Source organism: Kamptonema sp. PCC 6506, assembly GCF_000180455.1.
Classification (GTDB): domain Bacteria; phylum Cyanobacteriota; class Cyanobacteriia; order Cyanobacteriales; family Microcoleaceae; genus Kamptonema; species Kamptonema formosum.
This window is the reverse complement of record NZ_CACA01000129.1, coordinates 33,138-48,090: the sequence shown is the minus strand read 5'-3', so window position 1 is coordinate 48,090 and position 14,953 is coordinate 33,138. Positions and strand designations below refer to the sequence as shown.

The following is a 14,953-nucleotide window of genomic DNA, read 5'->3' as shown; positions in this document are numbered from 1 at the left end:
GATAAATGGAGTTTTTGCATAAATATGAGAAGAATATCATCAACAAAAGTGAGACAATTGTCAATCTGTTTATTCTCTCTACTCTTAATAGTTTCCCATTACCTTTATCAACCAATATTTGCTCTGGCACAAATCCCGGCTGATACAACTGAAATGCCAACCAGACTTTTAGAAATACCAGGGATAGACAGGCAAGGAAATTCTACTTCAGTTAACGCCCTCTTGCCAGATTGGACACAAATTTCTTTTTCTCAAATGCCACCCATCAGTCAATCGGGAAGCCTTGAAGCAGGAGAGTACAAGCAGGCTATTGGTTATGATTTGAGTCGAAGTTGGACAGCAGGACAAACTCCAGATCAGTACATTATGTTGGGCGATATTAGCCAAGCTCTACAACCAGAACTACTATCCTTTGGTTTTGTCACGGAACAAGCTGGTTTGAATTTAGATAGCATAGCTTTAAGCGCATTTACTTTAGTTGCCAAGCAGTCGTTAAATCAGTTAATTCAGGCTATCCCTCTTCTCGGTCAATTTAAAGTCGCAGAAATTGCACCAGTGGCGGGACTGCTAACAACAAAAGCTGCTGGCATTGATGTAGGCGATCGCACTTTAGATCGGGTTCTCAGTTCCCATCCACAATTAGGTAATTTGAAACTGGCAGAAATTGACCTGTCTCAGTATTCACTATCTTCAATTCCCAACTTAAGCAGTGCTCAACTTGGCGCATTTTCAGATTGGCAAACAACCTTAATTAAAGACGTACCAGGGCTGAATGTTTTACCTCTATCGAGTTTTCCCAATCCAATTGCAGAAATTGGCAATTTAGTAATGAGAATTGATGCAATTTATGGTCCAGCCGAACGGCGGCGAACTAAGACGATATCAGGCTCCGACGTTCAGGGATTCTCAGTTAACTGCCAAGAAAATGATTGTGCTTACATCGAACTAGACGATCTGGAAAATTCAGGTCGGAACGCTCGCGGTGTTCTGGAAGGCAAGCAATGGATTAGCGGTAAGTACCAGGAAGTCGAGGGCGGCTCGGGCTGTCTTAAAGGTGTCAATGGTGGCAAAGAACCGACAGGAAGATTGCCTTTTGGCAGTGCTTTTAAGGTAGTGGTCATGGAACCTGACGAGCAAACCGATACCGTTGATACGGCTCTATTCTTCCGATTTTGTTCCCCTTGCGGTTGCTCTCCTTATTTTATTGGGCCACTACCCTTTTTCACCTATCGGGTTAATTCTCCCATTTTTGTTGGAGCCTTGGAACCATCCTCTAGCAGCTCTTCCTCTGTAGCAACTGGGGCGGTTCGTGGCTCAGTATCTTCTCCTGTTACAAAAGGTGTAGGTACAGCAGCTAATATTAACGTTCCTTGCCCTCCTAGTGCCACTGCACCAGTGTCAATTGGCAATGTTCAAGGAGTAAATGTTGCCGCTTTGTCGGAGGCGATCGCCAATATCGAAAGCAGCAGTTCTTATGAAACTGTCGGCGTTCATGTTTGCGCTGATGGTGGCAAGAATTGCGGGGTTCCGTTGGGCAAGTACCAGTTTATGAGCTACAACGAGTACGCTGCTAGTTCAATTTCATCTAAACCAGAAGGCGAGCAATTTTTAGCCAAGTTGCAAGGGGGTTATCAACCCACTCAAGCAGAACTTTTTCAATTTTTTCCACCTGCCGATCAAGAAGCTGTTTTTGCTCAAACTATCGCTTCTAAGCTGAATGCTACCTCTCAAGAAAAAGACCCTACTACCGGGAGTTTTTTTAGTGGCGATCGCCTGATTGAGCGAGTAGCTCAAAAACATTTTGGAGGCGATTATTCCAAAGTTGATGGCGGAGCAACGGATACATTTAGTCGTTTAACTCTCTTAAGTTACGGACAGGATGTTTTGAAGCGTTATCGAGGGGGAAGTACAACAGTCGCGGGGTCGAATACTGCTGCTTGCGTTCCTACTTCTAGTGTGGCGCAATCTTCTAATTCTGCGAGTGTTACCCCCGGCGGTCAATCAACAGGTATCAAGCCTGCAAATGGGCTAGTAACCAGGCGCTTTGGGATGCGAACTCGTCCCGTTTCCGGCGTGCGGAAAACCTACAGCGGTATTGCCATTGCGGGCTCAATGGGAAGTCCAATAAAAGCAGTTGATGGTGGGGTTGTCAAGACAGTGGTTTCTAACTGCAAAGAAGGGGTACAAAACTGCGGCGGTGGCTACGGTAACTGGATTGAAATCGATCGCGGCAACGGTCGTACAACTCGGTACGCTTACTTGCGCGAGGGTTCAGTGAAACTCAAAGTTGGCGATCGCATTTCTCAAGGCCAAGTCATAGGCGAACTAGGCAGCACTGGGACAACGGCAGACCCTCGCTTGCACTTTGAAACCCGCATTAATGGAACGGCTGTTAACCCATATCAAGAAGGAATTTGAATTAAACGGAGATGTTCAGCACTATGATTTACTTGAAAAAACGGACAATTCTGTTGAAGTTTACCTGGGGCTTATTAACAGCTTTTTTGGTTTATTTGTTAAGCAGCTTATTCAGCTATTCTCCTGCTTTTAGCCAGCAGCCTCGTAACGCTGATTTCTCTTCAGCTTGCCTTCCAGTTGGTCTAGGCACTCTCAGGACAGAGTTTGTAACTGAAGTAACAGATGGCAACACTCAATATCGCTTGTTCGATGCGTATTTGCAGGGAGATGCCGTGCCATTTTCTGTATTAGTTTCTCTCCAAGAGAATCAGTGTAAATTACTTTATTCCAACCCAACCAACGATTTTTATCCTTACAGCCGTACGGTCAAGCTATCAGTAGCCAAGCAAATCGCTCTGGGAGAATTGCGTTACTCTATCAACAAGGCAGGGAGTATTGATAAGTTTCGCTCTACTTTGCAGCCCAATTTTGGAGATCCGGCTTGGCAATTTTCGGAAGAGGAACTTTGGGCATTTAATCAGATTGGTATTACTGTTCCTTCACTTAGTAAAACCAGTCCAAAGAAGTGATGCCAATACTAAATCAAATGAAGGTAATAGTCCTACAAGCAACAATCAAACTTTTGCTAAAAGCGGATTTAGTAAATCTGCATGGTGTCTTTCATAACCGGATTGGGTATGACATCTACATAGAAATAATTCACGGAGGTTAAAGCAATGTTTAGCAAAAACCAACAGCTAACTTTAGGTGCAGAACAAATAGATAAACCACACATTATAGCTGCAAAGAGAAATTTATTACTATTCTCTCCACCTGCTCATAATCAACTACCAAACCCCGCTTGTAATTCCCTAAATAGTTCCCCGCCTAGAGCCTCATCATTTTTATTTATTGGGCGGTGGTTCCGCTTTGGAGTCATCTTGTTCTTACTGTTATCAGTGCTGTTAGGAACTGCTGGTTGTACCGCCAGTGCTACAACGATTTCTTGGGCACCTGCTGCTAGATTCATCCCTGTTGAAACTGTTCAAGCCATAGTTGCTGAAAATTCTGAGCTTAACCGCCAGGATTCAGCATCAAATGTGTTAGCCTGGGCTGTAAATGGACAAGCAGGCAGGTTAGTTATTTTTAATTTTAACAGCCCTGGAGTTTGCGGTGCAGAAGGTTGCTTATACGCGGCGTATTTATTCAAGAACAATGCTCCTCCTCATCGTGTATTTGCTAGTTACTTAAATCCAAATTTGCCACCGAAAAGACCGCTAATTCAAGTAGTAAATGACCCATCAAAAGCCTCGGATTTGCCTTGTTTGCAAGTACAGCAGCAGTCAAAGAATGGTATGCGGCAGTTATTTTTTTGCTTCAACGGCCACCAGTACCAGTTAGCTAACAGTTCTTTGAGTGAGATTCCAAATCAAAAAAAATAGGCGATGTTAAAGTATTTGAGCTTGACTGTCCGTTAGATATCGCCTATTCTGCACAATAAAAAAATGCCTCGCTCCTTAACTGGATATGAGGCACTTCTTGAAAATAAACTAGCCGAGACGGTTAATCATCTTCTTCCGAATCCAATTCATCCTCCAACTCATCTTCTTCATCTAAGTCGTCCAAATCATCCTCTTCCTCTATTACTTCAGTAGCAATTTTCCGAAGAGTTTTATGATTCCCAGTCTGCTTTTTCCCATTTTCTATTTTCTTAACAATGGGTGGTAGCACTTGAATTTGTGGTTCTGCTGTACCCGGTAATGCAGGAGTTTCAGTGAATCCAGCAATGGTATCGTGCAATCCCCAAATCACATTTTTATGCTGCGGCCGTCCCAGATAGAGTAAGGGAAAATTATCAGCAGTCGGCTTGGTATAGTTAATAGTTTTGCAGCAGTAGCTCTTATTAGAGCCTTCGCCTTCTTTAACTCCTTTGAAGTGAACTTCTAAGATACCCAGGCTTCGCCATTTATCGCTTTTTCCGCTGAAAGGAATTTGGAAATAATCGGCGAATGCTTTTTCCAACAAACGGTAAAATTCGTCTCTAGCTGCTTTAAAGCTCCAAAGTGCGACATTCTTAAATCTGACGACAATAGGCGTGCTGTGTCTGGGACGATTGTTTTTATCTAAAAAGACAACGGCGTGTTCGCTGACAACATCCATTATCTTTTTATCGAGTTGAGCTTTATACTCTTCATACAGCCCGACAATCGCCCCGCCTAAATTAGCAACGTCATTCTTGTAACGAATGTATTCAGGGACGAATCCCAGGACGCATAAGTGGCATTTAGAAAGTAGCAGACCTGTAACATCTTCTGTTAGTCCAATTGTAGTCATTTCTTCTTCTGTTGGCATGACAAACCAATTGGCTTTTTCTAGCTGATCCTCTGGAATTAATATTCCTGCCACTTGTTCGTTAACAACAATGCCATAGGGCAAAATAGGTCGTCTTACTTGATTATGACCAGGTTCTAGGAGCTCGGGGTCAATTTCAAAATCAAAGTCTTCTGAGTCAAATTGAGTTGTGTCTTCTGTGATTTCTGGTTTGACTGGGGTTTTTGTTTTAGCTTTGGTATTAGTTTTAACCATTATAAAAGTTGCTGAAAAGAGCAACTCAGAAAGGCGGTAGCCTTAACTCCTGGAGGGGGAACCTGGCAATATTTGTATTTTTGAAGAGGTTTTATTTCGCCGATGCCAATCTCTGCTTCAACAGCCAGATTTGATTCAAGGGTTAACTGGTTTTTATTGGTGGACTAAAATTGGATCTTAATCGTAAGTTATTTACCGAACATGATATGACATCTGACAGGGGAGTAAGAAGTCATTGCTGACGCTTCTCTAACTGTGTTGTAGCCTCACCAACTAGGGTAAAAGCAGACCACTGATAAGGCTCAGAGTAAATCTTCTTTTTTGTATCTTTGTCTACATAGTTCTTTGTGTTCAACATTGCCTGACGTAAGGCTTCTGCTTTGTCCAATTTTCCAGATTTTGATTGCTCCTTCAATTGTCTATAAAACTCGGTCATTAAGAAGGCTGTTGAGTAGTCATCTACATTCCATAAGGAAACAATCGCGCTGGAAGCTCCAGCACTGATTGCAGACCGAGATAGACCAATTACTCCATCCGCAGTCAGTCGTCCTAGCGCAGTATCGCAAGCGCTTAGAACAATTAACTCAGCTTGTAGCTTCATTTGTGAAATTTCACTGGCAGTGAGCCAACCATCATCGTTTCCAGAAGCATTCAAAGCGATCGCTCCTGGAACTTCTGCCTCTTCCTCACAATTATCTAGTAAGCCGTGTGTTGCCAGATGAATTATGCGAGCCTGAAGCATCTTCTGTCTAACCGCAGTTTCTGTTTTATCCTCCATTGCTTTTCCTTGGAATAACACAGAAGCAATATCTTTTGCTTCTTGCTCTGCTCCTGGTAGTTTATTTAACGTTACATCTTGCGAACAGAATTTGTTTGGTTTTGCATCTTCTATACCCAAAATTAACCAATCTTCGTCTCGTAAAAACTTGGTACTAAATTCACGCTGTTGTTGCCGTTCGCGTAGCATATCCAATGCCTGAATTGAAGGGGCAGTTAAAATGCTGTATTTTTCAATTAGGTATTGTTTTTCCGTCGTATCATAGAGGGCAGCAAAAGGAATTTCAAATAAAGTTCCTTGAGGAATAAAGATAACTTTCTTATCTTCTTTTGATAAAAGCTTATGACCTTTCTTCGGTTCAATTAAAACTTTATAATATTCGGATAAAATTTTTTCTATATCTTCTTGAGAAATTTGTTTGTTTGAGTCTATTTCATTTATATCTTTTTTAGTGCCACGAACTATATAACGTATAAGTGAATTTCCTATAATACCAACTGGTCTATCACCTATTGGTAAATTTTTCCTAACTGTATTAAGTGTTTTTTCCCAACTATTCAGAGGCACTTTTTCAAAGCTTACTTTTTCTTGGTTAGGTCTAACTATCCAAATATAAATTTGACTGTCGTGACCACTTATGTTATTTTCTTTTGCTATATATGAGTAAACTACTAAGGTAGCTTGCTGCTCTTGAGCAATTCTTTTAATGTCTTTAAAGTTCAAAGTAGTAGATACTTCTCTATTAATCTTTAACTGCTTTGCCAAAACATCTACGAAAGCTCTTGCCCTTCCTCTTTCTGCAACTTCTAACGCTAGCTCATACTCACCTTCACCTTCACTTTTACCCTTACTTTCACCTTTACTAATGTAAACTTGTTGGAGATTGAGGTAGGCAGTCTGTTGAGTATCAAATATGAAAACTTTCTCTGTTTCAGTTAACCCCTCTCGGAGTGATTCCCTTACACTTATCGCAGTTTTCAAATTTTGTATGGCTTTATCCAGATTTTCTTGAGCTTCAGCAAATTTTTGTTCTTTTTTAAGAAGATTGCTAATCTGAAAATAAGACACTCCTAATAAATTTAGAGCATTTCCTTCACCAGGTTTATCTTGAATAGATTTTGAAGTATTTAAATGTTCACCAGTAGACGTAATAGTTTTATCATAAAATTCTAGGGAAGAGTTACGACTAGCTATGGAATAGTAAATATAGCCTAAACCGCCATGGCTCGATGCTATTAAACGGCTGTCAGCGATTCCTTTAGCAATTCTCAAACGGTCTTCATAAAGTTTTATTGCTTTTTCCAAATCACCATTATTTTTAAAATTACTACGCTTCCAATAACCGTGGTAAGCACTTCCTAATTCCCCTAGAGCGATCGCCTCTTCTCGTTTATCTTGACCATCTACAGCAGTTTTAAAATGCTCTTCATAGTACACCATGGCTCTTTCGTATTTTTTTTGCATGTGGTGAGCATTACCCAAACTACCTAAAGCAGCTCCTTTTAATTTAAGAAACTCTTTTCGATCTTCTTCAGTTAATTGTCGCTGGTTCTTTAGAACTTCTTTAATAATATTCAAACGTTTCTCATGATGTTTAATTGCTTGTCCATAGTTACCTACGCTATGGTAAACACTTCCCAGTCCCCCTAAAGCTATCGCCTCCGAGTGCTTATCAATGATACCCAGAGAAATTTTTAAGCTTCTTTTGTAGTAAATACGAGCTTTTGAATAGTTCCCCATTGCATAGTAAGCATTTCCCAAGCTACTTAAAGCATCGGTCTCTTCTTTTTTGTTGATTTTTTTAGAAGCAGCAATTATGCGACGTTTATTATGACAATTAATCGCTTGTTTGTAATTTGCTGTTTCATAGTAAACGCTCCCTATATTACCGAGAGTAATTGCTTGTTTCTCAAAATTTTTCTCTGTTTGGTAAACTTTCAGTGCTATATCAAAGCTTTTTAAAGCATCATCATATTGATACTTTTTAGTATATTGTATTCCCTTTAGCAAATAATTTTCTGCTTCTTTAAGAGTATATTTTTGACTGGTAATTGGACTAGAAGTTTTCTTTTGTTCAGTATTTTCGATACAACCCTCTGAGATTTGAGTAGGAATTAGCACAGGAATTTTACTAGGATGTGGGCTAGGAGTTTGCTCGGATTTTTTTTGATGAGGAATTTGCTGATTGTGAAAATCATAAAACAGCAATCCAGTCAAGCCAGCTATGAATAACAAAACCAAAAGAACAGTTCGTGAACGCATAAAATATTACCTTATTATTGTCAAATTATCTTAGCTGCATCCTCAATTCAGATAAATTCTGATTAACTCTTACTGTAAGTGGATGCTCTTTACCGAGTTTTTTTTCAAGGCTTGCTAAGGCTTGCAAATAGAGCGGTTCAGCTTGGGCATATTTTTTCAAAGAAGTGTAGAATTTAGCTAAATCGTTCATACTAACTGACACATCAGGATGCTCATTTCCCAGGAACTTTTGACGCATATTTAATGCTTGAATGTACGTTATTTCTGCCTTTACTAGATCACCCTGCTGGGCATAGATAAATGCTAGGTTGTTAAGGCAGTTTGCTACATCGGGGTGTTCTTCTCCTAATAGGTGTTTAAAAAGTTCCAGTGCTTGTACGCACAAAAGTTCAGCTTCGGCGTAGCGTCCTTGGTCATCGTAAAGCCGTGCCAAGTTATTCAAACTCGTAGCGAGATAAATTTCCTTTTTTGTTCGTTTATAAATGATAATTGCTTGTTCAAACAGAGGTTCAGCTTCGGCGTAGCGTCTCTGAGAGAGATAAAGGTATGCTAGGTTATTAAAACAGTCTGCTACATCCGGATGTTCAGAGCCTAAAAAGCGTTGCTTCATCTCCAATGCTTGGTTGTATAAAGCCTCTGCATCATCGTATTTTCCTTGAAGATTATAAAGAATTGCTAGTTGATTGAGACTGTCAGCTACTTCAGGAACTTCTGCACCTAGCAAACGTTGTCTCATTTCCAACACTTGTTTACACAGCAGTTCGGCTTCTGAATAACGACCTTGTAGCCTGTAAATATATGCTAAATGGTTGATGCTAGTTGCAACATTAAGATGTTCGCTACCGAAGCGTTGCTTGCTCAGGCTAAGACATCTGTCGTACCAGTCAGAGGCTTGTTGGTAAAAAGTCTGTCCTTCGTAAAATCGACCTAGACCCTCAAAAGGTTTGAGTAAATCTGTATCAGTTAAGTAGCAATTTAAGGTTGTGGCAGCTTCCGCCATATGAGGAATAGTAAGTGCCAGTTCTAGAAGCAGGTCGCGAGTTGGAGTTTCTGGAATTTTCTGAGCAACAGCTACCATTGCTTTACAGAACTGCCATTTGAGTTCGTCAGAGTTGGTTATGCTGACTTGTTTTGCTTGGAAGAATTCCCGAATCAGCTGATGCAATTGATAAATGCCTGCTCCCTTGCGCTGTAGCAGGTTCAGGTTGAGCAGGTTATCATCCCGCAGCTCTTCCAGGTCGTCCAAATCTAGCTCTGACAGACACTGCTCTACTAACGACCAAGGGATGGGAGTTAGGGCAAACAAGCTCAGTAAACAACCTAACTGTTTTGTTGGCTCATCTAGTATATCCCAACTTAGTTCAAAGGCAGCGGCAACTCCCAAAGATGCAGTCATGTCTGCGTCAGGTTTAGAGAGCGATCGCTCATCCAATCTCTTTTTCTCCAACCGTTGCTGCATTTCAGCCAGAGAAAGGTCAGGTTTACGGTCAAAATAGCGCCCCACTAGCTCCAATCCCAAGGGTAAGTATCCCAACCAAGCACAAAGTTTTTGGGCATTATCCCGTTGTTGCTGAATGCGCTCTGCTCCTACTAACGATTCTAGTAGTGCTAATGCTGCTGACTCATCTAGCACGTCAATTTCCAACTGTTTGACGGATTTACCCAACCGTAGGCGGGTGGTCATTAGTACTTTGAACCGAGATTCAGCAGGGGGCAAGTAAGGTTTGATGACTTCGTAGTCTGTAACATCATCCAATATCACCAGCACCTTACCCGCAGCCCAATGCGTCCAGCAGAATCCTACCTGACCCGTTAAGTCTAGGTCTTCAGGGGGCTGAAGTTGGAGGCGCGATCGCCCAAACTGGACAATTTGAGTGCCTACATTTAATCCTTTCGCCCGTAACCAGCAGATGCCACCTTGATAGGTTTGCTTGCAAATTAGCGCATATTGCAGTGCCAGTTCCGTTTTACCAATGCCTCCCATGCCTGCGATCGCAGATACCGCTACCCGTTCATTCTCTTGAAGTTGCTGGTGCAGAGTTTCCAGCTCTCGCTCCCGACCGACAAACTGCACCACTCCACTGCGAGGTAAGTTCTCAGGAATTCCCGTCAGTGAAGAATCCGGCTGTTGGTTAGACTGACTGGACGCACTCTGGCGCTTAAACAGATAACCATCCCGCACGCGCATGAAGATGACAGGGGTTGCGAAATCGCGTTTACGATATTGGGTTGGCCCAAGAGCGATCGCACGTCTTGCATATTGAACCGCAATATCAACCGGATCTTCTGCTGCCAACTGTTGATAGAAGCGCAGTGCAAAGCGACTAGCAGTGCTGTTCGTCACTTCATATTGCATGGCTACAACTACAGGTACATTCTGTTGCACAACCTTAGATGCAACTCCCACAAATGCTTGTGATGAAGACAGCATTCCGCCTTCACAAGCTTGTAACATGACTACGCCTGGGCGGTGTTGATTAAACAATTCGCTGAAGTAATCTGCATCCACCCACATTGCCTCATTAAAGTCAGGATCGACTAAAGCTATCTCACCGACTTCTTGTTTACCCTCATTCTTCATCCGTCCATGACCAATGAACTGAAAAATATGAGGGTCTTTTGACAGAATAGTATCAATAGTTTCAGGGTTAGCGGAACTGATAATTGGCAATAATTCCACCCGTTTTGCTTGCTCAACTGCTAGTTTTTCTAATGCTGCTTGGACTGGTTCGTAGGCAACGGGCGGTAAATTAGAAGGAGCAGAGATAATTAAAGCAATTCTCAGCTTTTCATCAGATTCTAGTTGAATTGGTTGTGCGGCAATCCACTGCGATCGCCTGCGAGAGAAAACCAGATCCGGTACTGTTCCCATCCAAATTGTACCTAGATTAGCTCTTGCAGGCACGCACATAAATTCCCAAGGCAGGGCAGCTATTTCAGGCATTCCCTGTTCGTCGATATCCAGTTCAACTCGTAGTAGTTGTTTTTCCTGTTGCACTACCTGATAGTAAAAGTTGACGAAATCTTGGCGCAGCACGTCATCAAACAAGACATCAAATAAGGCTTCTCCGAGCGATCGCACTAAACTAGAATCGTTCAACTCATTATTCTTGGCAGCTTGCAGCAGTGGTGCAATCTCTGGTAGCTTCTCTTGATATCGAAGTGCGCCGCTAGGTTGTCCTTTGTCTTGATGTTGAGCATCCCACTTTTCCACCTGGACGCGATCGCGGTTGGCAACACGAAGGCGATAGGTGTAGTATGTTTTCGCCATAAATTTCCGCCTCTGCCTTTGAGCCTACTTTAACACTAAAATTTCTTAGTATCACCCTTTCGGCAGGTTTAGCTCCCATTTTTCAGCATCGCCACGAGAAAAATGGCTAGCTGCTTCATTTTTCTGCTTCAGTAGTTGTTTCAAATTTTCGGACAAATTGGCAAAAACATCTCGAATATCAGCCGTCAGCCAATTAAGATCGGGTTCAGCCCATACTGTACCCTGCAAACTAATTGATTCAGTTCCTTTGGGTACTTTAAAAACAATTCCGAATTTCGCTGTGCCAATTTTCTGTAGTTCTTGATCCTGAATTCGCCAGTAGCAAGTAGAATTTCCTTCACCGTTTGTCAGAATTTCGGAATGACCGAGATTATATTGATAGGCAGGCATAGCTGAAAATGCCTTAAAGTTACTCTTGCTGGTGACATTGGCCTTGATATCTTCTGGTATCAAGTCCAATAGTTCTGCTAACTTGGAGGAATCCACGCCTACATCCCAGTTTAAGTTACCATTTAATCCCACATCCATGCCCACTCCAAAGTTCATTACTGAGCGCCACTTTTGAGCAGGAAACAAGCTGGTAATAATTGGCTCGCTGCTACCTTTGGGACTAAAATTTAATTCACAGGTTAACCGCCAGAATCGAGCGCCACGTTCAGGAATTAGAGCTACTGTTAGGGTCATATAATAGAAGTCAAACTGTTGTTGCATCTGTTGTTTATAAATGCTATCTAGTTCAGTACCGCTATCTGTAAAGATATTCTCGGTCAGCCGAATTAGTCGATCTCTAGGATTGCCAAAGTTGACTTTAGTTTGAAATAAGCTATCAACTTTGTCTGCATTTATCCCTAGTTTTGTCCCGCCAGCTAAAGTTCCCTCCCATTTCTGAACTTCTTTGAGCAAGTCAGATAACAGGGCATCATTTTCATCGAAGTTTGGTTTGGACATTTCATCAGTCATACATATATCGCTTTTATAACACCAAGTTTTATTGTATTCCATTAGATTAAGGATCGCAGATCAGGTTTAGAAGGAGTTCAAAGTGAGATCGCATCCGCGATCTCACTAAAATGTGGTGTGGCTTTTGGGGTTTACTCCCCTCGCTCGCAATAATGGCAGTCCTTCTACCAAGTTGATAGCTGCTTTCAAACCCGCGATCGCGTACAAAGAAGCTGCATCTGCTCGTTCAGATGTGCTAGCATTAGCTTCTTCTAACAACTTTATTACGCAGTGCTTTCTACCAAAAGTTAGAACTGTTGCCTATAATTGTTCGTTCTTAAGACTGAGCTAATAGTAATTAGTTTTGATTTAAGCTAACTTGTTTGCTAACAATAATTTGTAACTACAAGTCAGATGAATTTTGAGATTAAATTTTTGATCGCGCAGGCTAACTCTACTCCAGTTATCGCTCAAACCCAAAGAAAGATAACCGAGCAACCGATCGACTTTAGTAATTGGAGCACCGGGATCTGGTAAAACTTTTTCGACAATTGATCGGGCGCTAGAAAGTGCAATGGTGCAAGGATTTCCGATTATCCTCTACGATAAAAAAGGCGATCAGCTTAAACTCCACGCACCGATGGCAGCGCGGTATGGCTATCAAGTGTGGGTATTTGCACCGGGAGAAGCCTATTCAGGTATTATTAATCCCCTCGACTTTATGAAATCGCCTCAAGATTCGGTCATGGCTGGAGAAATTGGTCAAGTTATTAATAGGAATGCGAGTTCAGGTAATGGAAAAAGTGACGAATTTTTCTCAAAAGCTGGAGATTTATTAGCTAAAGCACTCCTTCAATTAGTCAAGGGTTCTAAATATCCAGATATGGCGATGCTCTATGCAATTTTGAGGTTGCCAAATTTAGTGAAACGAATTGATTATGCTATCCAATCTCGTCAAATCGATGAGTGGGTAGCCACCAGTTTCAACCAGTTTTTGAGTGCTAAAGAAGCAGAAAAAACTATTTCTGGAATTCTAACGACGGCGGCGGGAACCTTTAGCAGTTTTATCCAAGCTGACCTGTTGCGAGCATTTTTGGGAAAGTCGGACATCCCGACGAAAATAGAAGGTCGACAGATAATTGTTTTTAAATTAGATGATGAACGGCGCTCCGTTGTGGGGCCTCTACTAGCAGCAGCAATTCACCTGCTGGTTGTGTCCAACTTAAGCCATCCTCGGAAAGATCCTCTAATTATTTCACTTGATGAATTTCCCTCCATTCGATTGGATCGGATGCCGCAGTGGATTAATGAATATCGCTCGAATGGAGCTTGTTTTATTCTAGGAATTCAGAGTTTAGAGCAACTATACGAAGGGTATGGAGAGAAAATGGGGGCAGCGATCGCCTCTGCTTGTAGCACTCACATTTTGTTCAATCCTGGTAATACTGACACTGCTAAAAAATACTCCGAACGCTACGGAGAAAAAGAAGTTTTGCTCAAAAGTAAGTCTACCAGCCGTTCTATGGGTGGTCAATCTCAAAGCAATCAATCTATTAGTTGGAACGAGTCGCTTCAAAAAATGCCATTGTTTTCAGTGGATGAGATTTTGCGGTTTCCCCAGGGACGGTGTGTAATTACGAATCCCGGCTACAGTTCCGGCGGCGAGGGGTCAATTCCTTACGCGCTAACCATTCCTATTCCTAAAGCTGATTTGCAGCGGCAAAGTGAGAGTGAGGCCCTCTGGGATGCTCTTGTTAGGCTACGGCTGGAGAGTCGCATCAAACAGGCCAGTCTTGACCAACTAACTGCTGCTTTGTACGATCGCATTGAGGAAGCAGAACGGATGTTACCGCTGCCAGATGCCGGGGGTAACGTTCCATCCCCATCACCAGTGCCACCAGGTTCAGGCAAGAAATTGAGCTACAACCCGTTAGACTCAGTTGTTAGTAAAACTGGGCGTTCCAGGCGGGTTTTTGCCACTGGCGGTATTGGCAAGCGTTAATCTGATGTGGTAGTTTTCTCTTGCGAATGACTGATTTGTTAGTAAGTTTGGCTTAAGCCTTTTGAGGAAAAAGCTTTTACCGTAGATTAACAAGCGATCTCTCTAAAGGATGACACTTGTAGGCTATCTAAATTTCTACCTCGCTAGCTGAAAGTGTTGTTGTTCGGTATCAATGGGTACAGCCAATTGGCTGGGATTGATTAGGAAGTTTAAATCGGTAATTGTAATTACTTGCATAGACAGGTAAGACAGTTATTGCTTACCCGCCAGTGCGACGCTAGTCGCTTGTATGTGCTGGGTTGCCGAAACACTTAGAAAGCATTAGATAGCAATGTCAGTAGACCGAAAAGTTTTGCGATCGCTACTCTCGGTGGCGTTTAGGTCTCAAGGAGCGCGCTCAGAGGAAGCGGCCGCGATTAGCTGCTGTAGCATCTCCAAGTGCTCAGGGGTATCATCCTGCGCACCGCCGCTACCACCTACCCGATCGGCTTCAATGGCCACACCATCGCGGAAGCGAATCTCCAGCCCATGCTCGCAATCCCAATCGCACTCGGCATAGATTAGAAAGTAGGCTCAGCCTTTGACGGTTAACTAGCTTTCTGTAGGTCAGGAAATTCTGTATCATCAGCTACATTTTATTAACCTTTAGGCGCGAGCGCAAAACTTTTCGGTCTACTGAATGTCTTTGGATAAAAATTTCCCCCGTTTAACTTCTTGC

General features: G+C 42.3%; 10 protein-coding genes and 1 pseudogene. 5 read left to right on the top strand and 6 right to left on the bottom strand.

The window, feature by feature from the left end; translation table 11 throughout:
* The first annotated feature begins 153 nt into the window (after positions 1 to 153).
* Genes OSCI_RS07455 through OSCI_RS07445 form a run of 4 tightly spaced genes read left to right on the top strand, consistent with a single transcriptional unit; the run spans position 154 to position 3,839 of the window.
* Positions 154 to 2,418 (top strand): M23 family metallopeptidase, encoded by a 2,265-nt coding sequence (locus OSCI_RS07455; protein ID WP_007354287.1) that lies wholly within the window; start codon positions 154 to 156, stop codon positions 2,416 to 2,418.
* 11 nt (positions 2,419 to 2,429) lie between these two features.
* Positions 2,430 to 2,987, top strand: a complete 558-nt coding sequence (locus OSCI_RS07450; RefSeq protein ID WP_234708719.1) for a hypothetical protein — start codon at positions 2,430 to 2,432, stop codon at positions 2,985 to 2,987.
* The gene (locus OSCI_RS30605; protein WP_019488135.1) at positions 2,987 to 3,130 is read left to right on the top strand and encodes a hypothetical protein; all 144 of its coding nucleotides are present in this window, start codon (positions 2,987 to 2,989) and stop codon (positions 3,128 to 3,130) included. Before OSCI_RS07450 ends, OSCI_RS30605 begins: the two co-directional genes overlap by 1 nt.
* A gap of 4 nt (positions 3,131 to 3,134) precedes the next feature.
* Positions 3,135 to 3,839, top strand: a complete 705-nt coding sequence (locus tag OSCI_RS07445; RefSeq protein ID WP_007354283.1) for a hypothetical protein — start codon at positions 3,135 to 3,137, stop codon at positions 3,837 to 3,839.
* A 121-nt stretch (positions 3,840 to 3,960) separates the two neighbouring features.
* Here OSCI_RS07445 and OSCI_RS07440 read toward each other — a convergent pair whose 3' ends face one another.
* From OSCI_RS07440 to OSCI_RS29730, 5 genes are all read right to left on the bottom strand, one after another.
* Positions 3,961 to 4,983: a DUF5895 domain-containing protein gene (locus tag OSCI_RS07440; protein ID WP_007354282.1), complete on the bottom strand. Its 1,023-nt coding sequence runs from the start codon at positions 4,981 to 4,983 to the stop codon at positions 3,961 to 3,963.
* Between the two features lie 232 nt (positions 4,984 to 5,215).
* Entirely contained in the window at positions 5,216 to 8,023 is a 2,808-nt protein-coding gene (locus OSCI_RS07435) for a CHAT domain-containing tetratricopeptide repeat protein (protein WP_007354281.1), read from the bottom strand.
* A gap of 25 nt (positions 8,024 to 8,048) precedes the next feature.
* On the bottom strand, positions 8,049 to 11,294 hold the full coding sequence (locus OSCI_RS07430; RefSeq protein WP_007354280.1) for a tetratricopeptide repeat protein: 3,246 nt from the start codon (positions 11,292 to 11,294) through the stop codon (positions 8,049 to 8,051).
* A gap of 51 nt (positions 11,295 to 11,345) precedes the next feature.
* Positions 11,346 to 12,254: a hypothetical protein gene (locus tag OSCI_RS07425; RefSeq protein ID WP_007354279.1), complete on the bottom strand. Its 909-nt coding sequence runs from the start codon at positions 12,252 to 12,254 to the stop codon at positions 11,346 to 11,348.
* Positions 12,255 to 12,359: 105 nt separating this feature from the next.
* Entirely contained in the window at positions 12,360 to 12,512 is a 153-nt protein-coding gene (locus OSCI_RS29730) for a hypothetical protein (protein ID WP_007354278.1), read from the bottom strand.
* A gap of 232 nt (positions 12,513 to 12,744) precedes the next feature.
* Here OSCI_RS29730 and OSCI_RS07420 point away from each other — a divergent pair.
* Positions 12,745 to 14,235 (top strand): annotated as a pseudogene (locus OSCI_RS07420) (type IV secretory system conjugative DNA transfer family protein); the annotation flags it as partial.
* A 384-nt stretch (positions 14,236 to 14,619) separates the two neighbouring features.
* Here OSCI_RS07420 and OSCI_RS32370 read toward each other — a convergent pair.
* Positions 14,620 to 14,796 carry a DUF6985 domain-containing protein gene (locus tag OSCI_RS32370; protein ID WP_420705283.1) on the bottom strand — a complete coding sequence of 59 codons (177 nt, stop codon included), beginning with the start codon at positions 14,794 to 14,796 and terminating at the stop codon, positions 14,620 to 14,622.
* Between the last annotated feature and the right edge of the window lie 157 nt (positions 14,797 to 14,953).

Excerpts from the sequence above, each read along its gene's own strand:
- OSCI_RS07455 (WP_007354287.1), top strand. The coding sequence starts at position 154 with ATGCCAACCAGACTTTTAGAAATACCAGGGATAGACAGGCAAGGAAAT.
- OSCI_RS07450 (WP_234708719.1), top strand. The coding sequence starts at position 2,430 with ATGTTCAGCACTATGATTTACTTGAAAAAACGGACAATTCTGTTGAAG.
- OSCI_RS30605 (WP_019488135.1), top strand. The coding sequence starts at position 2,987 with ATGCCAATACTAAATCAAATGAAGGTAATAGTCCTACAAGCAACAATC.
- OSCI_RS07445 (WP_007354283.1), top strand. The coding sequence starts at position 3,135 with ATGTTTAGCAAAAACCAACAGCTAACTTTAGGTGCAGAACAAATAGAT.
- OSCI_RS07440 (WP_007354282.1), bottom strand. The coding sequence starts at position 4,983 with ATGGTTAAAACTAATACCAAAGCTAAAACAAAAACCCCAGTCAAACCA.
- OSCI_RS07435 (WP_007354281.1), bottom strand. The coding sequence starts at position 8,023 with ATGCGTTCACGAACTGTTCTTTTGGTTTTGTTATTCATAGCTGGCTTG.
- OSCI_RS07430 (WP_007354280.1), bottom strand. The coding sequence starts at position 11,294 with ATGGCGAAAACATACTACACCTATCGCCTTCGTGTTGCCAACCGCGAT.
- OSCI_RS07425 (WP_007354279.1), bottom strand. The coding sequence starts at position 12,254 with ATGACTGATGAAATGTCCAAACCAAACTTCGATGAAAATGATGCCCTG.